This is a genomic window from Amycolatopsis sp. cmx-4-54 (assembly GCF_046548895.1).
GTDB lineage: Bacteria > Actinomycetota > Actinomycetes > Mycobacteriales > Pseudonocardiaceae > Amycolatopsis.
This window is the reverse complement of record NZ_JAEBEJ010000008.1, coordinates 336,004-357,419: the sequence shown is the minus strand read 5'-3', so window position 1 is coordinate 357,419 and position 21,416 is coordinate 336,004. Positions and strand designations below refer to the sequence as shown.

20 protein-coding genes and 1 pseudogene are annotated in these 21,416 nt (G+C 69.7%); 11 read left to right on the top strand and 10 right to left on the bottom strand.

Annotated features, from left to right (window positions below; translation table 11 throughout):
* Positions 1–20 precede the first annotated feature (20 nt).
* Entirely contained in the window at positions 21–791 is a 771-nt protein-coding gene (locus ACLJQ7_RS26920; protein WP_410650943.1) for a lysophospholipid acyltransferase family protein, read from the bottom strand.
* A gap of 63 nt (positions 792–854) precedes the next feature.
* On the bottom strand, positions 855–2,267 hold the full coding sequence (gene pip, locus ACLJQ7_RS26915) for a prolyl aminopeptidase (RefSeq protein ID WP_410650942.1): 1,413 nt from the start codon (positions 2,265–2,267) through the stop codon (positions 855–857).
* Between the two features lie 38 nt (positions 2,268–2,305).
* Here pip and ACLJQ7_RS26910 point away from each other — a divergent pair, with 38 nt between their 5' ends.
* The 5 genes and pseudogenes from ACLJQ7_RS26910 (at position 2,306) to ACLJQ7_RS26890 (ending at position 7,878) form a co-directional block, all read left to right on the top strand.
* Positions 2,306–3,346, top strand: a complete 1,041-nt coding sequence (locus tag ACLJQ7_RS26910) for a LacI family DNA-binding transcriptional regulator (RefSeq protein ID WP_410650941.1) — start codon at positions 2,306–2,308, stop codon at positions 3,344–3,346.
* Positions 3,347–3,598: 252 nt separating this feature from the next.
* A complete protein-coding gene (locus ACLJQ7_RS26905; protein ID WP_410650940.1) occupies positions 3,599–4,750 on the top strand; it encodes a dihydrodipicolinate synthase family protein in 1,152 nt (383 codons plus the stop codon).
* Positions 4,750–5,556 (top strand): sugar phosphate isomerase/epimerase family protein, encoded by an 807-nt coding sequence (locus ACLJQ7_RS26900; RefSeq protein ID WP_410650938.1) that lies wholly within the window; start codon positions 4,750–4,752, stop codon positions 5,554–5,556. The genes ACLJQ7_RS26905 and ACLJQ7_RS26900 overlap by 1 nt, the downstream gene beginning before the upstream one ends.
* Positions 5,557–5,625: 69 nt before the next feature.
* Positions 5,626–7,097, top strand: a pseudogene (locus tag ACLJQ7_RS26895) (apolipoprotein N-acyltransferase).
* Between the two features lie 76 nt (positions 7,098–7,173).
* Positions 7,174–7,878, top strand: coding sequence for a response regulator transcription factor (locus ACLJQ7_RS26890; RefSeq protein WP_410650937.1), 705 nt, complete (start codon positions 7,174–7,176; stop codon positions 7,876–7,878).
* On the opposite strand, the gene ACLJQ7_RS26885 is transcribed toward ACLJQ7_RS26890, so the two are convergent.
* The 3 genes from ACLJQ7_RS26885 to ACLJQ7_RS26875 are packed head-to-tail and all read right to left on the bottom strand — an operon-like array spanning position 7,872 to position 10,164.
* Entirely contained in the window at positions 7,872–8,996 is a 1,125-nt protein-coding gene (locus ACLJQ7_RS26885) for an ABC transporter permease (RefSeq protein WP_410650936.1), read from the bottom strand. The genes ACLJQ7_RS26890 and ACLJQ7_RS26885 overlap by 7 nt on opposite strands.
* Positions 8,993–9,652: an ATP-binding cassette domain-containing protein gene (locus ACLJQ7_RS26880; RefSeq protein WP_410650935.1), complete on the bottom strand. Its 660-nt coding sequence runs from the start codon at positions 9,650–9,652 to the stop codon at positions 8,993–8,995. The genes ACLJQ7_RS26885 and ACLJQ7_RS26880 overlap by 4 nt, the downstream gene beginning before the upstream one ends.
* On the bottom strand, positions 9,649–10,164 hold the full coding sequence (locus ACLJQ7_RS26875) for a lipoprotein ABC transporter ATP-binding protein (protein ID WP_410650934.1): 516 nt from the start codon (positions 10,162–10,164) through the stop codon (positions 9,649–9,651). The genes ACLJQ7_RS26880 and ACLJQ7_RS26875 overlap by 4 nt, the downstream gene beginning before the upstream one ends.
* Before the next feature lie 77 nt (positions 10,165–10,241).
* On the opposite strand from ACLJQ7_RS26875, the gene ACLJQ7_RS26870 reads away from it, so the two are divergent.
* Both ACLJQ7_RS26870 and ACLJQ7_RS26865 read left to right on the top strand, forming a co-directional pair.
* Complete coding sequence (locus ACLJQ7_RS26870; RefSeq protein WP_410650933.1) at positions 10,242–11,606, top strand: sensor histidine kinase; 1,365 nt, start codon at positions 10,242–10,244, stop codon at positions 11,604–11,606.
* A gap of 201 nt (positions 11,607–11,807) precedes the next feature.
* Entirely contained in the window at positions 11,808–12,428 is a 621-nt protein-coding gene (locus ACLJQ7_RS26865; protein ID WP_410650932.1) for a TetR/AcrR family transcriptional regulator, read from the top strand.
* 202 nt (positions 12,429–12,630) lie between these two features.
* Here ACLJQ7_RS26865 and ACLJQ7_RS26860 read toward each other — a convergent pair whose 3' ends face one another.
* Complete coding sequence (locus ACLJQ7_RS26860; RefSeq protein WP_410650931.1) at positions 12,631–13,368, bottom strand: TetR/AcrR family transcriptional regulator; 738 nt, start codon at positions 13,366–13,368, stop codon at positions 12,631–12,633.
* A gap of 61 nt (positions 13,369–13,429) precedes the next feature.
* On the opposite strand from ACLJQ7_RS26860, the gene ACLJQ7_RS26855 reads away from it, so the two are divergent.
* Both ACLJQ7_RS26855 and ACLJQ7_RS26850 read left to right on the top strand, forming a co-directional pair.
* Entirely contained in the window at positions 13,430–14,299 is an 870-nt protein-coding gene (locus tag ACLJQ7_RS26855; protein WP_410650930.1) for an alpha/beta fold hydrolase, read from the top strand.
* A gap of 90 nt (positions 14,300–14,389) precedes the next feature.
* Positions 14,390–14,869 carry a hypothetical protein gene (locus ACLJQ7_RS26850; protein WP_410650929.1) on the top strand — a complete coding sequence of 160 codons (480 nt, stop codon included), beginning with the start codon at positions 14,390–14,392 and terminating at the stop codon, positions 14,867–14,869.
* Here ACLJQ7_RS26850 and ACLJQ7_RS26845 read toward each other — a convergent pair.
* The gene (locus ACLJQ7_RS26845; RefSeq protein WP_410650928.1) at positions 14,818–16,293 is read right to left on the bottom strand and encodes a carotenoid oxygenase family protein; all 1,476 of its coding nucleotides are present in this window, start codon (positions 16,291–16,293) and stop codon (positions 14,818–14,820) included. The two genes, ACLJQ7_RS26850 and ACLJQ7_RS26845, sit on opposite strands and share 52 nt — an antisense overlap.
* 98 nt (positions 16,294–16,391) lie before the next feature.
* Here ACLJQ7_RS26845 and ACLJQ7_RS26840 point away from each other — a divergent pair, with 98 nt between their 5' ends.
* Both ACLJQ7_RS26840 and ACLJQ7_RS26835 read left to right on the top strand, forming a co-directional pair.
* Positions 16,392–17,357, top strand: a complete 966-nt coding sequence (locus ACLJQ7_RS26840) for a winged helix-turn-helix transcriptional regulator (RefSeq protein ID WP_410650927.1) — start codon at positions 16,392–16,394, stop codon at positions 17,355–17,357.
* A 74-nt stretch (positions 17,358–17,431) separates the two neighbouring features.
* A complete protein-coding gene (locus tag ACLJQ7_RS26835; RefSeq protein ID WP_005162443.1) occupies positions 17,432–17,620 on the top strand; it encodes a DUF5302 domain-containing protein in 189 nt (62 codons plus the stop codon).
* A gap of 520 nt (positions 17,621–18,140) precedes the next feature.
* On the opposite strand, the gene ACLJQ7_RS26830 is transcribed toward ACLJQ7_RS26835, so the two are convergent.
* The 3 genes from ACLJQ7_RS26830 to ACLJQ7_RS26820 all read right to left on the bottom strand — a co-directional run bounded on the left by ACLJQ7_RS26830 (position 18,141) and on the right by ACLJQ7_RS26820 (position 21,341).
* A complete protein-coding gene (locus tag ACLJQ7_RS26830) occupies positions 18,141–19,211 on the bottom strand; it encodes a Glu/Leu/Phe/Val family dehydrogenase (RefSeq protein ID WP_410650926.1) in 1,071 nt (356 codons plus the stop codon).
* Between the two features lie 157 nt (positions 19,212–19,368).
* Positions 19,369–20,562, bottom strand: coding sequence for a kynureninase (locus ACLJQ7_RS26825; RefSeq protein ID WP_410650925.1), 1,194 nt, complete (start codon positions 20,560–20,562; stop codon positions 19,369–19,371).
* Positions 20,559–21,341: a tryptophan 2,3-dioxygenase gene (locus tag ACLJQ7_RS26820; protein ID WP_410650991.1), complete on the bottom strand. Its 783-nt coding sequence runs from the start codon at positions 21,339–21,341 to the stop codon at positions 20,559–20,561. The genes ACLJQ7_RS26825 and ACLJQ7_RS26820 overlap by 4 nt, the downstream gene beginning before the upstream one ends.
* Positions 21,342–21,416: the final 75 nt, after the last annotated feature.

Sequence of the window (21,416 nt, the reverse complement as noted above, 5' to 3'; positions counted from 1 at the left end):
GGTCCGAAGGGTGAGACTGCCTACTCGGGGCGCGCGCCGCGGATCTCGATCAGCAGTTCGGTCACCGCGGTCATGATCCGTTTCGTGGCCTCCTCCAGCACCTCACGGGACGGCGAGGGCGTCACGAGGTCCGAGAGGTCCACCGGCGGACCGGCGACCAGGTTCACGGTCTTGCGCGGGAAGGCGCGCGGAAGCACGGCGTCGGACGGCAGCAGGTGGTGCGTGCCCCAGTTCGCCAGCGGGATCACCGGGACACCGGTCTCCAGCGCGATCCGCGCGATGCCGGTCTTGCCGCGCATGGGCCACCCGTCCGGGTGATCGGTGAAGGTCGCCTCCGGGAAGATGACGACGCATTCACCCTCGCGGACGGCGCTGACGGCGTCGCGGTACGCGTCGGACGCCGTGGCCGCGCCGCGATAGACGGGGATGTGCTTGCCGGAGCGCATCACCGAACCGACGACGGGCGCGTCCCACAGGCTCGCCTTCGCCAGGTAGCGCGGCACCCGGCCGTGCGCGAGGCAGTACGCGGTCACCGTCGTCGGATCGGCGAACGAGAGGTGGTTCGACGCGACCAGGAAGCCGCCCGACGAGGGCAGGTGCTCCCCGCCGCGCACCCGGAACCGGGTGAACAGCACCAGGAACGGCCACACGACGTTGATCGCGATGGCGAACCAGGCGCCCCGGCCGGCGCGGGCGAAGCGCCGGCCGAAGGCGATCATCTGGCGGAACGTCAGCAGGTCACCCGAAGCGGGGCTCAGCGCGGTCCAGCGTTCGCGGGGTCTCAGCACCATGGACGTAATTCGTAGCCGAACCCGCCCGGGTTCGGCTGAAACCACGCACGAACGCGGCGCGGATCACACGCGCTCGAGCACCACCACGGGGATCTCACGGTCGGTCTTCTTCGCGTACTCGTTGTAGTCCGGCCAGACCGCGGCGAGCTTCTCCCACAGCTTCGCGCGCTCCTCGCCTTCGAGGGTCCGGGCCCGTGCGGTGAACTTGTCCGCCTTGACCTGGGCCTTGACCTCGGGGTTGGCCTGCAGGTTCTTGTACCAGCCCGGGTCCTCCGGCGCGCCGCCCTTGGACGCCACGATCACCGGGTTGCCCTCGTCGTCGAACTGGTAGATCAGCGCGAACTTGCGGTCCTCACCGGTCTTGCGGCCCTTCGTCGTGAGGACGAGGCAGGGCGCGCCCTTCTCCCAGTCGTGGCCCACCTCGCCGTCGGTCTCTTCGTAGCGACGGACGTGCTCGTCACCGAAAAGCATGTCTGCGTTCCTCTCCTCGTCCTGGGGTGTACCGGCGCCCTGCCAGTCTGACGCGAATCGGTCGGTCGCGCTGATCAACTCGTGCAGGATGCCGGGTTCGTCGAACGCGTGACCCGAGTCGCCCGCGATCTTCAGTTCCGCGCCCGCCAGCACCTGGCTGAGCTCCCACGCGGTGATGGCCGGGGTGACCACGTCGTAGCGTCCCTGGACCAGAACGCACGGGATGTCCCGTAGCTTCCCGGCGTCGCGCAGCAGCTGATCTTCGGCCAGCCAGCCGCCGTGCCGGAAGTAGTGGTTTTCGATCCGCGCGATCGCGAGGGCGAACGAAGGATCGCTGAACGCGTCGATCACTTCGTCCTGCGGCCGCAGTTTGACCGTCTCCCCTTCCCAGCGGCTCCACGCGATCGCGGCGGGGCCGTGCACGGCGGGATCCGGATGGCTCAGCAGTTCGTGATAGACCTCGATCAGGTTCTCCTGCCGGCGCGAAAACGGCACCGGGGCCAGGAAACGCGACCACGCCTCCGGGAAGAGGTACGCCGCTCCCCCGCCATAGAGCCATTGGAGTTCCTTCACCCGCAAGGTCGCGACGCCGCGAAGGACGAGTTCCGTGACCCGTCCGGGGTGGGTTTCCGCGTAGGTCAGGCCGAGCACACTCCCCCACGAGCCGCCGAAGACCATCCAGTGTTCGATGTCCAGATGCTCGCGCAAGCGCTCGATGTCGGCGACCAGATGCCACGTCGTGTTGACCGAGAGATCGGCCTCCGGGGTGGCGCAGTTCGGCGTGCTGCGCCCGCAACCGCGTTGATCGAAAAGGACGATCCGGTACCGCTCGGGGTCGAACAGTCTGCGATGTCTCGGACTCGAACCGCCTCCGGGGCCGCCGTGGAGGAAGATCACCGGCTTGCCCTCGGGATCGCCGCATTCCTCCCAATAGATCTCGTTGCCGTCACCGACGGGCAACATCCCTTGGACGTAAGGTTCGATTTCCGGGTAAAGGCCGAGCATGTCCGCCACTATGCCCCAAACGCCCGCTTGGAGGATCGATGAAGGCTCGCCCCCACGTGACGCTGGAGGACGTGGCGCGCACCGCGGACGTGTCGCTCGCGACCGCGTCCCGCGTACTCAACGGCACCGCCACCGTCCGGGGAGATCTCCGCGAACGAGTGATCGCCGCGGCCTCCGAGCTGTCCTATACCCCCAATGCTCACGCTCAGGCATTGGCCGGTGGCTCACAGCCCACCGTTGGGGTGATCTGCCATGACGTCGGCGATCCGTATTTCGCCGCGATCGCCAGCGGGGTCATGCGGGTGGCGAGTGAAAACGATCTTCTGGTGATGCTCGCGAGCACTTTCCGCGATCCGGCCAAGGAGGTCGCCTACGTTTCGACGCTGCGCGCCCAGCGCGCGTCGGCCATTCTGCTGATCGGTTCCGCGTTCGAGGACAAGGCGTGGGAAAAGGCGATGGCCGCCGAACTCGAACCGTACCGGCGCGGCGGCGGGCACGTCGCCGCGGTCAGCAGGCATCGCGGGCTCAAAGTGGACACCGTCCAGCCCGACAACCGCGGTGGCGGCGCCGAATTGGCGAAGGCCCTGCTCGGCCTCGGGCACCGGCGGTTCGCCGTACTCGCCGGGCCCAAGAGCCTGACCACCGTCGTGGACCGCCTCGACGGCTTCGCCGCGGAACTGCTGGAGCAAGGCGTCGAATTGGCCGAGGACGACGTCTTCGAGGCGGCGTTCACCCGCGACGGCGGCTACGAGGCGATGGAGAAGGTCCTCGCCCGGCCGCGGAAGCAGTGGCCCACCTGCGTGTTCGCGGTGACCGACGTGATGGCCATCGGCGCGATGTCGGCGCTGCGCGACGCCGGCGTCTCCATGCCCGAAGAGATGTCGATCGCCGGTTTCGACGACATCCCGGTAGTGCGCGATCTCACGCCCGCGCTGAGCACGGTCGCGCTGCCGCTGGAGAAGCTGGGCGAACGGGCCATGGACCTGGCACTCAAGGCCTCCCCCGGCACCCGGCCGCGGATGGTGCGGATGTCCGGCGAGGTCGTCCTGCGCCGCAGCACCGCCGCTCCCACTCGCTGAGCCTGCTGGCGGAGCTGAAGACAGACCTGCGAAGGCGACCGAGCGTGAACCCGCCCCGGCCGTAGGCCCCGCTATCGTGGTGGCAGGGCGCCTTGTCCACATCCGTGACGTGGACCACCAGACAGCGCCCTGCCGACGTCGATCGCGGACGCGGGTTCACCAATAGACGCTGAAACCCTTGTGTACGGCCCATGAGGTGACTTACCGTGGCGTGAGAAAGCGCTTTCTCACACCCCGCGCCACGGAGACCCGATGACCTTGATCGCCCTGCCCACCGCCGACGGCGGACTGGCGGAGTGGACGCCCCGAGGGGCGGAAACGCCCGCGAAACCGGCCTCACCGCCGACCTCCCGGATCGCCTACGCGGCCGCGCACGTGGTCGCCGACCCGCTCGCCCCCGCCGATCCCGAAGAAGGCGCGGTGCTGGACTGGGACACCACACTCGCCTTCCGCGAGCACCTGTGGTCCTGCGGTCTCGGCGTCGCCGAAGCGATGGACACCGCGCAGCGCGGGATGGGCCTCGACTGGGCCACCACCAAGGACCTCATCCGGCGCACCGGGGCACTCGCCGCCGGACGGCCGTGGGTGGCCGGTGTCGGCACCGATCAGCTTCCCCATGGCGAGGCGACCGCCGAGTCCATTGTGGACGCCTGGCGGGAGCAGCTGGACCTGGTCGGCGAGGCGGGCGCGATCCCGGTCGTGATGGCCAGCCGGGCGCTGGCCGCCTCGGCTTCCGGTCCCGCGGATTATCATGCCGCGTACGGGAAACTGCTTTCCGGCGCGGACCGCCCGGTCCTGCTGCACTGGCTGGGCGAGCAGTTCGACCCGGCCTTGGCGGGCTACTGGGGCCACGGCGACGTCCGCGAGGCGGCCAAGGAACTGGGCAGGCTCTGTACCGAGCACGCCGACGTGATCGCCGGGGTCAAGGTTTCGGTGCTCGACGCGTCGATCGAGACCGAATTCCGCCGCGCGCTGCCCGAAGGCGTCAGGTGCTACACCGGCGACGACTTCAACTACCCGGAGCTCATCGCCGGGGACGACCAGGGCCACAGCGAAGCGCTTCTGGGCATCTTCGACGCCGTCGCGCAGGTCGCCGGCGCCGCGCTCGCCCGGCTCGACGAAGGCGACAAGGACGGCTTCCACGGCCTGCTGGACCCGACGGTGGCACTGAGCCGGGCGATTTTCCGGGCTCCCACCAGGAACTACAAGACCGGCGTCGTCTTCCTCGCCTATCTCAACGGGCACCAGGACCACTTCCGCATGGTCGCCGGCCGCGAGTCGGCCCGCTCCATCACGCATCTGGCAGAACTGCTGCGCCTGGCGGACGCCGCGGGCGCGCTCACCGACCCGGACCTCGCCGTCGCGCGGATGCGGCCGCTGCTGGCCGCGGCGGGGGTGGCCTGATGGACCGGTTGAGCCTGAACCAGATCACCACCAAGGCGTGGTCGCTGCCGGAGGCCGTCGCGGGCTGCGCCGAGGCGGGCGTCCGCTGGATCGGCCTGTGGCGGGACAAGGTCGCCGAGACCGGTGTCGAGGAGACCGCCCGGCTGCTCAAGGAGTACGACGTCGGCGTGTCATCGTTGTGCCGTGGCGGTTTCTTCACCGGGATCACCCCGGAAGGGTCCCCTGTGGACGGTGTCGCGCAGACCAGGGAGGCGATCGACGAAGCCGCCGCGCTGGGCGCCGACGTCCTCGTCCTGGTCGTCGGCGGCGTGCACGGCGATCTCAAGTCGTCGCGGCAGCGGGTCGCGGACGCGGTCGGCGAACTGGCGCCGTACGCCGGTGAGCGCGGGGTCCGCCTCGGTCTCGAACCGCTGCACCCCATGCAATGCGCCGAACGGTCCGTTCTGTCCACAGTGGACCAGGCACTGGCGATCGCGCGCGAACATCCGGCCGAGCAGGTCGGCGTGATCGTCGACGAGTTCCACGTGTGGTGGGATCCGCGGATCGAGGAGTCGATCGCCGCGGCGGCGGGCCGGATCGCCGGATTCCACGTCTGCGATCAGAAGGTGCCCCTGACCGACACCCTGCTCGGCCGGGCGCTGCCCGGTGACGGCCCGATCGACCACCGGCACCTGAAGGCGTGTGTCGAGGCCGCCGGCTACACCGGGCCCATCGAGGTCGAGGTGTTCGACGCCGACCTTTGGCGCCGCCCCGGTGGCGAGGTGCTCGCGGAGACCGTCCAGGCCTACCGGGACCACGTTTCCTGACGAAAGTAAGGGTCCCTCGCTGCCCAAGGTCGGCTGTCCGGGCGGCCGTGGTTTCCTACCGTTCGCGGTATGAAACCACGGCTGCTCTGGTGGCTGGGCACAGCGTTGCTCCTGCTCGCCGTCCACACCGACTGGAACGTTCCGCTCGCGGCCTGGGTGTTCCCGGTCTTCCTGCTCCGCTACGCCCACCTGGTCCCGCTCCGTCGGGCGATCCCGATGGTGGGCCTGTCCCTGCTGATCGGGCAGCTGTTCTGGCTCGGGGTCACCAGTTTGTTGTTCGTGCTCTCCGCGCTGTTCGCGTTCACCTTGCTCGCGGTACTGCAGACGACGGCGTTCCTGGCCGATCGGCTGCTCGCCGGCCGGGCGGGGCCGATAAGGACGCTGGTGTTCCCGGTGACGCTCGTCGCGGGCGAGTACCTCTTCACGGTGATCACCGGGTTCGGGGACTTCGGCGCGCTCGGCAGCACCCAGGCCACGAACCTGCCGCTGCTCCAGACGGCGTCCGTGACCGGCGTGTACGGCCTCACCTTCGTCCTGGCGTGGTTCGCGTCGGTGGCGAACACCGTGTGGGCGGAAGGCCGGCGGCCGGTCAAGCGCACGGTCATCGTCCACGTTTGCCTGCTCGGGGTGGTGTTCGCCGCCGGTGGCGCGCGGTTGCTGTTCGACGCTCCCACGACGGAGACCGTGCGGGTCGCGGGGATCAGCCCCTCGCACGACGCGGACAAGGCGAGTTCCGCCGAGCTGAAGCGGATCGGCGTGAAGTACTGGCGTGCCCAAGAAGTCGCCGCCGCCGACCCGGTCGCGATCGGCGCGGCGTTCGCACCGGTCACCGAGGAGCTCGTGGCCAGGACCCGGCAGCAGGCTTCGGCCGGGGCGAAGATCGTGCTCTGGCCGGAAACGCACGCCAACGTGCTGGAACGCGACCAGGCGGCTCTCCTGCGCCGGGTCGGCGACGAGGCGGAACGAGCCCGTGTCCACGTCGGAGTCGCCTACGCGCTTTACACGTCGCAGGCCCCCTACATTCGCAACGTGGTCGTGCTCGTCGGACCGTCCGGTGAGGTGCTGTGGATCTACGACAAGACGCATCCGACGCCGATGGAGCCGATGACCCCGGCCCGGGAAACGTCCCCACCGCGGATTCGCCGTACGGACGGCTGGCGGCGGTGATCTGTTACGACGCGGATTTCCCCGGCCTGATGCGCCAAGCCGCGGACAAGGGGACCTCGCTGATGCTCGTCCCCGCCAACGACTGGCCGGGGTTCGGCTCGCTGCACGCGGAAAAGGCGGGCTTCCGCGCAGTGGAAAACGGTTACTCCCTCTTCCGGCACTCCACCCACGGGAATTCCACAGCTGTGGACAGCCAGGGCCGCGTTCTCGGGCACGCCGACTACCACCGCACGGATCAGCAGACGCTCGTAGCGGATCTGCCGGTGCAGCCGAGAACACAGACCGTGTACAGCCGTGTCGGTGACGTGTTCGCCTGGCTGTGCCTCGCCGCCGCCGCGCTCTGTCCTTTATGGACATATCGAAGGAAACGTTAGCGCCCCGTTACGGAAGAGGTGGTGTTGCTAACGTCATACCCGAAAAGAACAGTGTTCAACGGTTAAGCTCCCCCGCATGCCGAAACTGCTGGTGGTGGAAGACGACGACGCGATCGGCGGTGTCCTCGAATCGACCCTCCGCCTGCACGGTTACGAGGTTTCGTGGCAGCGCGACGGCCGTACCGCGCTGGCGGCCGCGGCGGACGGCGACATCGACTTCGTCCTGCTCGATCTCGGCCTGCCGGATCTGGACGGGGTCGAGGTCTGCCGACGGCTGCGGGCGGAGCTGCCCGGCGCCGTCCTGGTCATCCTGACCGCGCGGCAGGAGGAGATGGACGTCGTCGTGGGCTTGGAGGCCGGCGCCGACGACTACCTCACCAAACCCATCCGGCTCGGCGAGCTGCTCGCCAGGGTCCGGGCGCATCTGCGGCGCGGGACGGCTCCGCCGGAGAGCAGGCCCGCGATCGCCATCGGCCATCTGCGGGTGGACACCGCCGGACGGCGGGTCAGCGTCGGCGGCCGGGAGATCTCGTTGCGGGCCAAGGAGTTCGACCTGCTCGCCCGGTTGGCCGAGCAGCCGGGCGTGGCGGTCAGCCGGGACACGCTGATGTCCGAGGTGTGGGACGCGCACTGGTACGGCTCGACCAAGACCCTCGACGTCCACATCGCCGCGCTGCGCCGGAAGCTGACCGAGTCGGCGCCCACGCCCGAGCAGGCGCCGAGGATTTCGACGCTGCGCGGGCACGGCTACCGCCTCGAACAGCCCTTCGAGGCTCAGTAGTCGCGCAGGTCGGAGACCTCGTCCCGGGCGGCCAACTGCGCGATCCGCGCCGACGCCGCCACGCACGACACGATCACCACCACCGCCAGCAACCCGAAGTACCCGTGCGGCGAAGGCACGCGCTCCATGCCCGCGAGGACGACGAACAGTATTCCGAGCAGGTGCCCGGCGATCAGGCCCCCGCCCCCGACGACCAGCGCGTCGCCCGCGATGAACGCCGCCACCTGGCGGCGTTTCCCGCCGAGCGTGCTCACGATCAGCAGGTCTCGCCTGCGTTCGTTGAGCGCCGCCCCGAACGAGGGCCCCGCCGCGGCGGCCGCGAGGACCAGCGACGCGATCAGGTCCACCTTGGCCTCGCCGCAACCGTCCTTGGTGAACGCGGTCGAGATGGCGAACGCCACCGCGAGCGCGACCAGGACCACGGACCGCGCCAGAAGCGCGCTCCGCCACGAAATGGACAGCGCGAGCACACCCGCCAGTCCGGAGACGAGCGGCCGGAGCAGGCCGCCGATGACCCGCTTTCCCTTCCGCAGCCCCAGTTCCACCAATCGCCACAGCAGCATCGTGCCGCCCGCCCAGCCGAACAACGGCCAGACGAAGGCGAGCGCGAGCAGGATGAAGTCGAGGCCGTAGGGCGACCACCAGGGCGGACCGCCGTCGGCCGGCACGAAATACCACTCACGCAGCGCCGGCGGCAGGATGGCGAGTACCGCGACGAGCGTCCCGGCGAGCAGCAAGAGAACGATTTCCCGGACGAGGGCGACCCCGGAGCCGGACGAGAAACCACAGGCCAGTGACAGGGCGACCCCGGCCACGCCGCCTGCCAGGCCGGCCGTACCGGCTTCGGCGGCGGCCAGGCCGAGTACCTGCCCGCCGGTGGCGCCGCGGGCCCGCAGCAGATCCTGATCCGCCCGCAACACCCGCGCCGACGGGGTGCTCAGCAGCACCACGAGCACCAACGCGGGCACCCAGCGCGGTGCCAGGCTCCCCGTCCAGTCGTGCACCGCGAGCAGCGTGGTCACGATCGCGACCCCGGCCGCGGGGACACCGAGCCTGGCGGGGCGCACCCGCGCGATCCCGCCGACCCACAGTGCCATCGCCGCCATCGCCGCGATCACCGGTCCCGCACCAGCTTCCCGTCGACCATCGCCCAGCGCTCCCCGAACAGCCCTGCCGGGGCCTCTTCGGCCGTGGCCACCAGCAGTCCGGCGCCCAGCCGGTCCGCGGCCCGCACGAGCCTGCCGAGGAGCCGCTCCCCCTCGCGCCGGTCGAGCCAGCCCGCCGGATCGTCGGCGAGGATCAGTTTCGGCGCGGGCGCGAGCGCCCTGGCCAGGACGGCGAGCCGGATCTGCTCACCGGTCAGGTCCCGGGGCGCCTTCTTGGCGACGCCGGCCAAGCCCACCAGTTCCAGTGCGCCGTCGACGGCGTCGCGGACCGCCGTGCCGGTCCGGCCGGCGAGCACCAGCGGCAGGGCGACGTTGAGCCGGACGTCGAGATCGCGCAGCAGCCCGCCGTCCTGCAGCATCAGCCCGATCAGGTCGGGGCCCGGCGGCGACGGCTCGAAGGCGGGCCAGTCGACGGTGCCCGCCGTCGGTTTCTTCATCCCGGCGAGCAGATGCAGCAGCGTGGTCTTCCCGGCACCGGCCCTGCCGGTCACCACCGCGCGGGTCCCGGCGCAGATCTCGCAGGTGACGCCGTGCACGGCGACCACGGCGGTCAGCCCGGAACCATAGGTGTGCGCCAGCTCGTCGGTGCGGACCAGTGGTGGCGTCACGCCACTCTCACGATCCGGTGCGCGGCCGCCGCGATCTCGGGGTCGCGGGTCGCCACGACGACGGCCGTCCCGCGGGCCGCGACGGCGCACAGCAGATCCATGAGTTCGAGCGCGGCCAGCCCGTCGAGTTCCCCGGCGGGTTCGTCGGCCAGGACCATCTCAGGGGCTCCGGCCAGCGCGACGGCGACCCCGGCACGCGCGCCTTCCAGCGCCGACAGGGCGTCCGGATAGTCGTCACCGCGGCCGGCCAGCCCGACCAGTTCGAGCAGGTCGTCCGCGGCGCGGAGGGAACGGCGGCCGGCCAGCCGTCCCGCCAGCACGACGTTCCGTGCGACGGTGAGGTGACCGAAGAGGTTCCCGCGTCTGAGCAGCACACCGACACCGGGAGCACCGCCGGGCGCGTCGCCACTTCCGGCGGGCAGCACGGCCACACACTCGCCCGGGACGGCGAACCGGACGAGGGGGACGGATCCGGGCCCCGGGCCTGCCATGACGGCGGCACGTCGGCGCATGGCCCCAAGGTAAGGCGAACGGGGTCAACATCGCCTTGATCTCAGGTCAACGGACGGCAAAATATCGCGTCGGGTGGGTGATCCTCGCGCTCGTCGGCCACACTCTGTCCGTGCGCCGCCGGATCGTCACCCTCACCGTGCTGGCCGCGGTGCTGGCGATCACCCTGTTCGGGGCGCCGCTGGCCGTCGCGGTCGCCAGGTTCCACGAGGGCAACTCGACCCGCGACCTGGAACGGGTCGCCGACACGGTCGTGCTCGACGTGACCGGCGATCTCGCCAACGGCCGGATCCCGGAACTCCGGCCGGTCAAACCGGACAAGGACCGCATCCGCGGCATCAGGGTCGCGGTCTACACCCCGACCGGCAGGCTCCTGGCAGGCAACGGCCCGGCCAGCGAAGACCGGTACGTCCGCGAAGCGCACTACACCGACATGGCGACCGGGACCCGCGAAGACGAGGTCGTCCTGGCCGTCCCTGTGCTCAGCGGGCAGTCGCTGGTCGGCGTGGTCCGCGCCGCCCACCCCCGGGCCGAACTGGACGCCCAGATCCGGCTGACCTGGATCAAGATGATCGTGCTGGCCGGGGTGGCGATCGGAGCCAGCTGGCTGATCGGGCGCCGGATCGCCACCCGGCTGGCGCGTCCGCTGGAGGACCTGGCCGCCACCGCCGAACGGCTCGGCGAGGGCGACTTCACCGTCCGCGCCCGCCGGACGGGCGTCCGCGAGATCGATCAGGTCGCCGAAGCGCTCGACGTCACGTCCCAGCGGATCGGCGAAACGCTGGAACGCGAGCGGACCTTCTCCTCCGACGCCTCCCACCAGCTGCGGACACCGCTGACCGGCCTGCGCCTGCAACTCGAGGCGGCGCTGGAGAGCCCCGACCGCGACCCCTACGCGACGATCCGCGACGGTATCGCGTCGGCCGACCGCCTGGAGCGCACCATCGACGACCTCCTGGCGCTGGCCAAGCAGACCAGGGCCCCGCGTGCGCTGCTCGACCTGGGGAAACTCTTCGAAGAGGTCCGGCAGACCTGGCACGGGCTGCTCGCCGGACGTGGCCGCGCACTACGGATCAGCGGCCGCGAGGCCCTCCCGGCAAGGGCGGCGGACGCGGCGGTGCGGCAGGTGCTCGCCGTCCTGCTGGACAACGCGGCGACCCACGGACGCGGCACGGTCTCCGTCCTCGCGCGCGACGCCGGGGACGCGCTGGCCATCGACGTGAGCGATGAGGGCGCCATCCCGGACGGTCGCGATCCGTTCACGACCGCCGACCGGACCGAGGAACACGAAGGCAACGGGATCGGGCTGCGGCTGGCGCGGAGCCTGGCCGAGGCGGAGGGCGGGCGGCTGCGGCTGACCAGCCCGGCGCCGACGACGTTCACGCTGCTTCTGCCCGCCGAACGTCCCTCACCGCGAGAAGAAGGCCCGGGCCTGGCGAGCTAGGGGGGGTTACTCGCCAGGCCGGGCCGGTAGGAGGCAAACGCGCCCCGACAGCGCGCACGGCATGCCACCTGAATGAAGACGGTAAAGACCAGCGGGCCAACAGACGGTACACGCCGGATTAACTGACACTTTGCTTTTGAATGTCACACGGATTCGGCCGCTGCCCGGCCCCGCTGAATCGATCGTGGGAAGATTGACCGCATGACCACCGAGCCGGCGCCGAGATGGCGGAGACTGGAACCGGACGAACGCAAGGAGCAGATCTTCGCCTGCGCGGCCCGCCTTTTCTCCGACCGCCCGTACTCGGAAGTGTCCACTTCGGACATCGCGGCGGAGGCAGGCGTCGCCAGGGGTCTGATCAACCACTACTTCGGCACCAAACGCGAGCTCTACCTGGAGATCATCCGGCGCGCGCTGACCGTGCCGCGGCTCGCGGTCGAGATCCTGCCGGACGGGCCGCTCGAACTGCGGGCCGACGTCGCCATCGAGTGGTTCCTGGACATGGTCACCAGCCAGGAGAAGATGTGGCTGGCCGCGATCGCGCCGGAGGGCATCGGCCGCGACCTCGAGGTCGAACGAATCCTGGAGGAGGCCGATCGCGAATCGGCGGACCGGGTCCTCGAAGCGGTCGGGCTCTCCCGCGAGAGCGAACACGGGCAGGAACTGAACGCGCTGGTCCGCGCGTTCGGCGGGATGGTCAAGGCGGCGGGCCGCGAATGGCTCGTCCGCGGCTCGCTCGATCGCGCGCAGGTGCACACGTTGCTCAGCAAGTCACTGGTCACACTGGTCGGCGAGGTCTTCCCCGAGATCCAGCGCGGCTGAGGCGCCGGCTTCGGATGGCGATCGCGTCGATCGTGTAGTCCGTGAAGGCCTCCTTGAGGGACTCTGGGTCCCTCAAGGAGGCCTTCACGGACCTGCAACCTGCATAAGAGAAGCCCCCGGCACCTTGAGGGGGAGGTGGGTGCCAGGGGCTTCATGACCGGTGACGAGCACCGGTATCCCTCCACACTACGCCGATTCGGTGTCACGGCTCTGTCAAACTTCCGAGAGGGTTCAACTGGGTGAGCCTGAGCTCCAGTCCGTCGAGGCAGCGCTGCACGGCGTAATCGTAAAGACGCTCGTAGTAACCGGCCGCGAGGTCGGGGTCCGCGACCAGTGCCGAGATCGACTCGCCCAGCGCCGCCATCCCCGGCAGGTCCTCGCGCGTGCGGTACGACGCGTAGCCCTCGCTGCGGTCGAGCTGGAGCGCCATCGCGCTCTCGCGGTCGTCCTCCATCGCGACGAACTGGCAAGCGGTGGCGAGCAGCAGGTTGTAGGCGAACGGCGACTCGGTGCCGAAACCCGCCGCGAGCAGGCGGCCGATACCGGTGTTCATGGTCGGCACCGCGGCGGCGACCGACGGCCCGAACAGGGCCAGCCGCCGCGCCGAGCCGGGATAGCGGCGCAGCACTCTCCGCACGGTCGGCAGGAACTCGTCGAACCACTCCCGCCACGGCAGGGTTTCGTCGGGCAGGGTCAGTTCGCCGACCACCCGGTCCAGCACCGCGACGACGACGGTGTCCCGGTCGCCCACGTGGTGGTAGACGACCGCGGGGTAGGCGTCGACGGCGGCCGCGAGCTGCCGCAGCGTCCAGTTCTCCAGGCCCGACTCCGCCGACAGCTCCAGCGCGGCGCCGACGATCCGGTCCCTGGTGACGGCCGGCCGTCCGGAAGCCGCGCGGGACCTGGGACGGGAACCCGCGTCTTCGGGGAGAGTCGGCATGCGGGCTACCGTATCCGTCTTCGGCTGGTCGTCCGGCGGGGGCTTCCGGCAGGATCGTGCCATGCCCCGCGCGCGTGTGAACGGCCTCGAACTCGAGTACGACTCCTTCGGCTCCCCCGCGGATCCGCCGCTGGTACTGGTGATGGGCCTCGGCGCCCAGATGGTGACGTGGGAGGTCGGCTTCTGCGAGCTGCTCGCCGCCGGCGGGTTCCACGTCGTCCGGTTCGACAACCGCGACGTCGGCCTTTCGTCCTATCTGGACGATCTCCCCGCGCCGGATCTGGCCGCGCTCGCCGCGGGAGACCGGACCTCCGCGCCGTACCTGCTGTCGGATCTCGCCGCCGACGTCACCGGGCTGTTCGACGCGCTCGGGTTCGGCCGCGCGCACGTCGTCGGCGCGTCGATGGGCGGGATGATCGTGCAGCAGCTCGCGATCGACTCGCCGGGGCGGTTGTTCAGCCTCACGTCGATCATGTCGACCACCGGCGATCCTTCGGTCGGGCATCCCGAGCCCGCCGCGCTCGCCGGGCTGACGCGGCCGCCGGCCGCCACCCGGGAGCAGGCGATCGAAGACGGTGTCGAGTGGTTCAAGCTCGTCGGTTCCCCCGGTCACCCGTCCGACGACGAGTTCCTGCGCATGAAGGCCACCCGGAACTACGACCGGGCGAATCACCCCGCGGGCTCGTTGCGGCAGGCCGCCGCCATCATCGCTTCGGGTGACCGCACGGCGAAACTGCGCGAGGTCCGGGTCCCGACGCTCGTCATCCACGGCGAGAGCGACCCGCTGATCAACGTCAGCGGCGGGAAGGCGACCGCGGAAGCGATCCCGGACGCCGAATTGCTGCTGTTCCCCGGGATGGGGCACGAACTGCCACGGCAGTTGTGGCCCGCGATCGCCGACGCGATCATCGCGCACGCGCGGAAGGCCTGATGGTCAGTATCGCGTCAAGAATCCCAGCGGAGGCGTAGGAAAGCCGTTCACGCCGACGGCCTTCGCGAAGACGTGGTGTTCCCTGGACGGATGAGGAAAACCGAGTGTTTCGGCTTCCCGTTCGGTTGTGTCGCCGTCGTCGCCGCGGCGTCGGCGGCCGGGCTGCTCGGTTCGGCGCGACATCACGTTTTTTCCTTGCTGGCCTTGGGTTTGGTCGTACTCGTCACCGGCGTCGTGACGCGCGCGTCCGCGACCGCCGGGACGGCGGTGATCGCCTGGGGTGTCCATTCGGGATTCACCGTCGGAGCGCTGGGCGCGCTCGAGTTCACCGCCGAGACCGGCGTGGCCGCCGTCGTGTTCGCCGCCGCGACCGCGATCGGCTCGCTCGCCGGAGCGGTCCGGCGATCCAGGGAAGCCGCCGCGTCCGAGTCGCCCCACCCCCTGGAAGGGGCGACTCGGACGCGGCTTTCCGGCCCTGCGCCTGCCCACACCCCTCCGGTGGGCGGGCACGAAGGGGATCATGGGCTACGGGAAGGTTCCAGCTGGTCCGCCCGGACCCAGGTCGCGTGAAAACCGAGCGGGACACGCTGGGGCAACAGGACTCTGGCCACGGGTCCGGCAGCGAGATCGGCGGCGTCGAAGACGTCCAGCTCCGAGCGACCCTCTCGCTCGTCCTGGACGAAGGTCACCAGATAGCCGTCGTCGGAACCGGCGGCCGCGCCGTCGCGGGGTGCGAACGGCGCCTCACTGCCCCACCGGCCCGGACCGAACCGATGTTCGGTCTTGGTGCCGGCACGATTGTCGTAGCACACCAGGCCGTCGAACTTGAGCGTCGAATCCGGCGAGATGTGCACCGCGTAGGAGAAGCGATTCCGGCCGCCGACCACCCTCGAGTCGACGGACGGAAATTCGGTGTTGTCGTCGTCGAGCTGGTTCTCCAGGCACTGCCCGGTCCGCAGGTTGAACCGGTAGCGGTGCAGCGAAGCGTCCAGCCGCAGGTACGACAGCATCTTGGCGAGCGGGGTGTGCGCGTCGGCACGCGGTTCAGGCCGCTGCACGCGGCAGACGTCGAGGACGACTTCCTCGCCCTGCTCCCAGGAGTTGACGACGTGGTAGATGTAGCAGGGGCTGGCTTCGAACCAGCGGATCTGGCTACCGTTACCGTAGCGAGGAAGTACCCCGAACCGGCTCGGCAGTGAGCGGTCGAAGAGCAGCTTGTGCCGCCCGTTGCGCGCCGCCTCCATGTCCTGGACCAGCGGTAAGTCCATCAGTACGGCGTAGTTCTCGGTGATCGCCATGTCGTGCGGCAGGCGCGGGCCGGGAAGTTCGATCTCGGTCGTGCTCGCGACCTTGCCGTCCGCGCTGATCACGCCGTAACGCAGGTACGGCGGCCGCGGCCCGTAGTCGAACCAGAACATCTCGCCGGTGCGCTCGTCGACCTTCGGATGGGCCATCATGTCGCCGACCAGTGTGCCGAGGAAGTTTTCCGCGCCCAGCGTCTCCAGCGACAGCGGGTCGACCGCGTACGGCGTGCCGCACAGGTACCAGGTGGAGAGCACCTTGCCGCGATGGAAGACCAGGTCTGTGTTGGCGCTGTCCTTGACGTTCAGGCCGTGCGTGTTGCCGAACGGGTTACCCTTCGGCGATTCCATGACGCCCTTCCAGAGCGCCTTGCCCGCCGCGGATTCGGCCTCGAAGGCCTTGGTACGCACCCAGCGGTTGCGGTAGCGGGCCTTGCCGTTCTCCAGGTGGACGGCGTGGATCATGCCGTCGCCGTCGAACCAGTGGTAACGCCCTTCCGGCTCGAACCGGGGGTTGGGCCCGTTGCGCAGGTACACGCCGTTGAGGTCCGCGGGGAGCTCGCCGACGACTTCGAGATCGCCCGCGTCGATCTCTTCCCCGATCGGGGCGTAGACGCCCATCAGATACGGGTTGACCTCGGGTTCGCCGGCGGCGGCTGCCACCAGCACCGGCTGTTCGGAGGTACTGGCCATGGCCGAGACACTACGATTGCTGTAGTCAGGTGTCAATAGACTTCTACTGCTGTAGTCAGTAGTACGCTGACCGCGACACCACCCTCGGAAGGAACCACGTGACAGAGGCGACGGCGCGGCGCGTCCGGCCGGCGGGCGATCCCCTGCGCCACGCACTCGAACTGCTCGGCGATCAGTGGACCCTGCTGATCCTGCAGAGCCTTTTCCTGCGCTTCCGCCGCTACGAGGAACTCCGGCTGCGGCTCGGCATCTCCCCCACCGCGTTGTCCGGGCGGCTGCGCGCGATGGTCGAGGCGGGCGTGCTCGTCCGCACGCCGTACCGGGACGCGCGCCGCACGCGGCAGGAGTACCGGCTCACCGAACGCGGCGTCGAACTGTGGCCGCTGCTCATCTCGATCTGGGCCTGGGAGCGGGAATGGGTCGAGGGGCGGCGCACCGTGCTGCCGACGCTGGTCCACCTCGACTGCGAACTGGCCACCTCGGCACCGCTCGGCTGCGCCTCCTGCGAACGGCGGGTCGACGCCCGCGACATCCGCGCGCGACGGCTCGACGACACCGGCGTCGCCGAGGCGACGGCGTCGAAACGCTTCCGCCGCAAGGACGCCGATTCCCTCGCGGGCGACCCGCTGATGTTCTTCCCGGACACCATGGAACTCCTCGGCGACCGGTGGTCGACCGGGCTCGTGGTGAGCGCGCTGCTGGGGGCACGGCACTTCTCGGAGTTCGAACGCGAACTCGGCATCGGGCCGAGCGTGCTCTCGGGACGGCTGTCGAAGCTCGTGGACGTCGGCGTGCTGCGGACCGGGACCGCGAAGACCCGCACCGACGCGCACGACTACCGGCTGACCGCGAAAGGACTCGCGTTCTTCCCGGCGCTGGCCTTCATCGCCGAGTGGTCGCGGGGTTTCGAGGTCCCCGGTCAGGAGCCGGACATCACGCTCGACCACGTGGACTGCGGCCACCGGCTGAGGCCGATCCTGCTGTGCGACCACTGCTGGCGGCCACTGCTGCGGAATCGGGTCCGGTTCGGTGGCCCGGTCCAGCTGCCCACGCCGCCCAGGTGACGTAAATCGACTCGCCAAGCCGGTCGGTTCCTGACAGGGTGAGAACGTCACATGTCGTCACCTCGGAGGTAGCAATGACTGAACCGGCACCGTCCCCAGCGGATGGCGAAGAGGACGACACCAAGCGCAAGTTCCGCGAGGCGCTGGAGCGCAAGCAGGCCCAGGCCCGCTCGGGCTCGGCGCACGAGAACGGCGGCGGGAAGAACCTGCACGCGCACGGCCCGGCGGCGAACAAGCGCACCTTCCGTCGCAAGAGCGGCTGAGTCCGCGGCGCCCGCGGATGCCCGCGGATGCAATGAAGGGGCCTTTCATCGCAAATTTTGCGATGAAAGGCCCCTTCATTGCATCCGCCTGCCTGACGAGGCGAGAGCCACTTTCGAGAGGGCCGTCGCCGCACGCGAGCCCGGGTGGGGTTGCGGGAGCGGGGGGTTGCGGACGTTGCGAAAGCCACTTTCGCAACGTTGAAGGTTGCGAAAGTGGCTTTCGCAACGCCTGGGACCTGGGCCGACGCCGCTCCGGGGGCCGACGTCGCTCCACAGGCGACACCACTGGCCGACACTGCTCCACGGCCGACACCACTGGCCGACGCCGCTCCACGGCCGACGCCACTGGCCGACACCGCCCACCGGACCGACACCGCCCCACCGGACCGCAGGCCGACGCCACCCCAACGGAGCGGCACCACTGGCCGGCACCACTGACCGCGCCACCGCTCCACGGGACGGCACCACTCCGCCGCACGTGCCATGAAAGGTCCTTTCATGGCGTTCAGGGAGTCGAGAGCTACACCGTCAGGATCGACCGCAATCCGCCGACCTCGGCCATCCGGCGCTCGGCCAGCCGGTCGGCCGCCGTCGCCGGCGGCACCCCGTCGGCCTTGGCCAGCGCGAACACCGCCTTGGTGGTGTCGAAGATGGCCGTCGTCTTGCGCTTGGCGCGCGCGAAGTCGAACCCGTGCCGCTCGTCGTCGACCTGGATCACGCCACCGGCGTTGACCAGGTAGTCCGGCGCGAAGAGGATGCCGCGGTCGTCGAGCTGCTTGCCGACGCCCGGGTGCGCGAGCTGGTTGTTGGCCGCGCCGCAGACGATCTTGGACCGGAGCAGCCCGACGGTCTCGTCGGTCAGCACCCCGCCCAGCGCGCACGGCGCGAAGACGTCGAGTTCGGTGCGGATCAGCGTGTCGAGGTCTTCGACGACCTCGACGCCGGGGTACGCCGCGCGGGTGCGTTCGATCGCGGCGGGCGAGACGTCGGTGATGACCACCTGCGCGCCTGCCTCGATCAGGTGCCCGACGAGGATGTGCCCGACCTTGCCGACCCCGGCGACGCCGACCTTGCGGCCCGCGAGGTCCGGAATGCCCCAGACGGCGTCCGCGGAGGCGCGCATGCCCTGGTAGGTACCGAAAGCGGTGAGCACCGAGGAGTCGCCGGCGCCGCCGTTCTCCGGCGAGCGGCCCGTGACGAACTCCGATTCGCGGGCGACGATGTCCATGTCCTGCACGTAGGTGCCCACGTCGCAGGCGGTGATGTAGCGGCCGCCCAGCGACTGGACGAACCGGCCGAAGGCGCGAAGCAGCGCTTCGGTCTTGTGCTTCTGGGGGTCGCCGATGATGACGGCCTTGCCGCCGCCGAGGTCGAGCCCGGCGAGCGCGTTCTTGTAGGCCATCCCCTTCGACAGCGCGAGGACGTCCGCGAGGGCGGCGTCTTCGGATTCGTAGGGGTAGAAGCGGGTCCCGCCCAGCGACGGCCCGAGCGCCGTCGAGTAGATCCCGATGATGGCCTTCAGACCGGTGGCCTGGTCTTGGCAGAAGACGACCTGTTCATGGCCCGTTCCCTGGCCGAACACTTCGGTCACTGTGGTGACTCCTTGTCCTGGAGTGCACGCTGCTTGTGGCTCACGTGCGAAGTTCCTGCAACAAGGCACAGTCCCCGACGAAGGTCGTCCGGCGGCGACGGTGCCACGTCGCAAACCTAGATCGCCCCGGTCCGTTCGCCAAGCCGGGGGGCGGGTCTCAGCCTTCGACGATCTCTTGAAGGGCGCGGAGCGCGGAGTCGAGCTGCCGGTCGGACAGATATGGCGCCGGTCCGAACCTCAGGTACGCGCCGCGGCTGTCGGTCCGGACGCCGCGTGCGTCGAGGGCGGCCTGCAGCGCGCCGGCGTCGGCGCACTTGAGCGAAAAGAACCCGCCGATACGGTCCAGCGGCGTCTCCCGGTCACGGGTGACGACGTCCTCGGGCAGCCCCAGCTTGTCGAAGCCCTCGGCGAGGTAGCCCACCTGGTGCCGCGACACCTCCCGGAGGAACTCGGGGGTGAGCCCGTGCTCGGCGAAGAACCGGAAGACGCGGGCGCCCCGGTAGTGGCTCGTCGGGTCGTAAGTCGCTCCGGCGAATCGGTCCGATCCGGACGCGTAGACGATCTGATCGGGTCGGCGCTCGTCCGCGAGCGCGCCGAACTCGGCGTACCAGCCGGTGACGACCGGCCGCAGTTCCTGCGCGTGCGCGGGCATCCGCAGGAAGCAGTTGCCCTCGCCGAGCTGGAGGTACTTGTAGCCGCCGCCGAGGACCCAGGCGTTGGTGAGCCCGAGGTCGTGCAGCGAGAACGGGACGACGCCGAGCGCGTGGTAGGCGTCGACGACGAGGTTCACCGACTTCGAAAGACAGACGTCGGCCAGATGCGCGAGGCCGGGTACGAGGCGGGCGGTCTCGAACAGCACCGCCGAGACGAGCACGGCGGCGGTGTCTTCGGTGACCTCGGCCGCGACGCGTTCGGCCAGCGTGGCGACCGGCGCCGCGGGGACGCGGACCACCTCGACCCCTTCCTCGGCCAGCCTGCCCAGCTGACGGCGGAGCGAGTGGAACTCGCCGTCGGTGGTGACCAGCCGCGGACGGCGCGGCAGGTCCATCGCCGAGAGGAACCGGATCACCAGGTCGTGTGTGCTGGCGCCGAGCGCGATGTCGCCGTGCGGGTCACCGAGCAGTGCCCGGAACCCGGCCCGCAGCTCGTCCGCCTTGGCGAAGGCCCGTGCCCATTTGGTGTCGACCTCTTCGGCGGCGTCGGCGAAGGCTTCGAGAAGGCCTTCGCGCGCGACGTCCGGCCAAGCCTGGTGCGAGTGCCCGGTCAACAGGATCCGGTCCGCCACACCGAATTCCGTGTAGTGCGCCGCGAGCGCGTTGGGATCGCGGCGAAGTTCGTCGAGGTTCGTCAAAGCCTGCTCCGCACAGCCCAGAGATCCGGGAACATCGGGGAGAAAAGCGTCGTACGCAGGTAGTGCGCTCCCGACGAACCTCCCGTCCCGGTCTTGTCTCCAATGGTCCGCTCGACCATCTTCACGTGCCGATACCGCCACTCCTGCATCCCTTCGTCCAGATCGACCAGGTGCTCCGCCACGACGGACGGCCCGGTGTCGTCGCGGTAGACCCGCAACAGAATTTCTTGGAGCGCCGGAGAGGGTTCGAGTGGCTTGGTGACATCGCGCCCGGTCGGGACGTCGTACCCCTTCACCGCGAGGTAGGTGACGAAGGAGTCGAAGAGCGACGGCCGTGACATCGCGTCCGAAATCTGGGCACGCTGTTCACCGCCTTCGGGGTAGTGTGCGAACACCCGCTGGTCCCGGCGGCCGAGGACGGCCTCCAGAACGCGGAACTGAGCCGATTGGAACCCGCTCGAAGCGTCGAGTCGCGCACGGAAACTGGTGAACTGGCTCGGAGTCATCGTCTCGAGCACATCGATCTGCGCGACCACCACCTTGAAGATAGTCAGGATTCGCCTCAATGTGCGGACGGCGTGAGCGGTGTTACCCGCTTCGAGTTGCTCCTGCAGGTAAAGCGCCTCGTGGAGAACTTGTTTGAACCAAAGTTCATACACTTGGTGGATCACGATGAAGAGCAATTCATCGTGCTCGTCGGACCGCGGATGCTGTGCGTCCAGCAATTCGTCCAGCGAAAGGTAGGATGTGTAACCCAATGCGGCCTGGGTGTCATTCATTTTCTGTCGCTCCATCGTTATCGCGCTGACCTCGATCGCGCCGCCGGCGCGACCCTGAAAAGACCAAGAACCGGT

What these genes read in the sequence shown, in the direction of transcription:
- ACLJQ7_RS26920 (WP_410650943.1), bottom strand. Translation starts at nt 791, where the DNA reads ATGGTGCTGAGACCCCGCGAACGCTGGACCGCGCTGAGCCCCGCTTCG.
- pip (WP_410650942.1), bottom strand. Translation starts at nt 2,267, where the DNA reads ATGCTCGGCCTTTACCCGGAAATCGAACCTTACGTCCAAGGGATGTTG.
- ACLJQ7_RS26910 (WP_410650941.1), top strand. Translation starts at nt 2,306, where the DNA reads ATGAAGGCTCGCCCCCACGTGACGCTGGAGGACGTGGCGCGCACCGCG.
- ACLJQ7_RS26905 (WP_410650940.1), top strand. Translation starts at nt 3,599, where the DNA reads ATGACCTTGATCGCCCTGCCCACCGCCGACGGCGGACTGGCGGAGTGG.
- ACLJQ7_RS26900 (WP_410650938.1), top strand. Translation starts at nt 4,750, where the DNA reads ATGGACCGGTTGAGCCTGAACCAGATCACCACCAAGGCGTGGTCGCTG.
- ACLJQ7_RS26890 (WP_410650937.1), top strand. Translation starts at nt 7,174, where the DNA reads ATGCCGAAACTGCTGGTGGTGGAAGACGACGACGCGATCGGCGGTGTC.
- ACLJQ7_RS26875 (WP_410650934.1), bottom strand. Translation starts at nt 10,164, where the DNA reads ATGCGCCGACGTGCCGCCGTCATGGCAGGCCCGGGGCCCGGATCCGTC.
- ACLJQ7_RS26865 (WP_410650932.1), top strand. Translation starts at nt 11,808, where the DNA reads ATGACCACCGAGCCGGCGCCGAGATGGCGGAGACTGGAACCGGACGAA.
- ACLJQ7_RS26860 (WP_410650931.1), bottom strand. Translation starts at nt 13,368, where the DNA reads ATGCCGACTCTCCCCGAAGACGCGGGTTCCCGTCCCAGGTCCCGCGCG.
- ACLJQ7_RS26855 (WP_410650930.1), top strand. Translation starts at nt 13,430, where the DNA reads ATGCCCCGCGCGCGTGTGAACGGCCTCGAACTCGAGTACGACTCCTTC.
- ACLJQ7_RS26850 (WP_410650929.1), top strand. Translation starts at nt 14,390, where the DNA reads ATGAGGAAAACCGAGTGTTTCGGCTTCCCGTTCGGTTGTGTCGCCGTC.
- ACLJQ7_RS26845 (WP_410650928.1), bottom strand. Translation starts at nt 16,293, where the DNA reads ATGGCCAGTACCTCCGAACAGCCGGTGCTGGTGGCAGCCGCCGCCGGC.
- ACLJQ7_RS26835 (WP_005162443.1), top strand. Translation starts at nt 17,432, where the DNA reads ATGACTGAACCGGCACCGTCCCCAGCGGATGGCGAAGAGGACGACACC.
- ACLJQ7_RS26820 (WP_410650991.1), bottom strand. Translation starts at nt 21,341, where the DNA reads ATGAATGACACCCAGGCCGCATTGGGTTACACATCCTACCTTTCGCTG.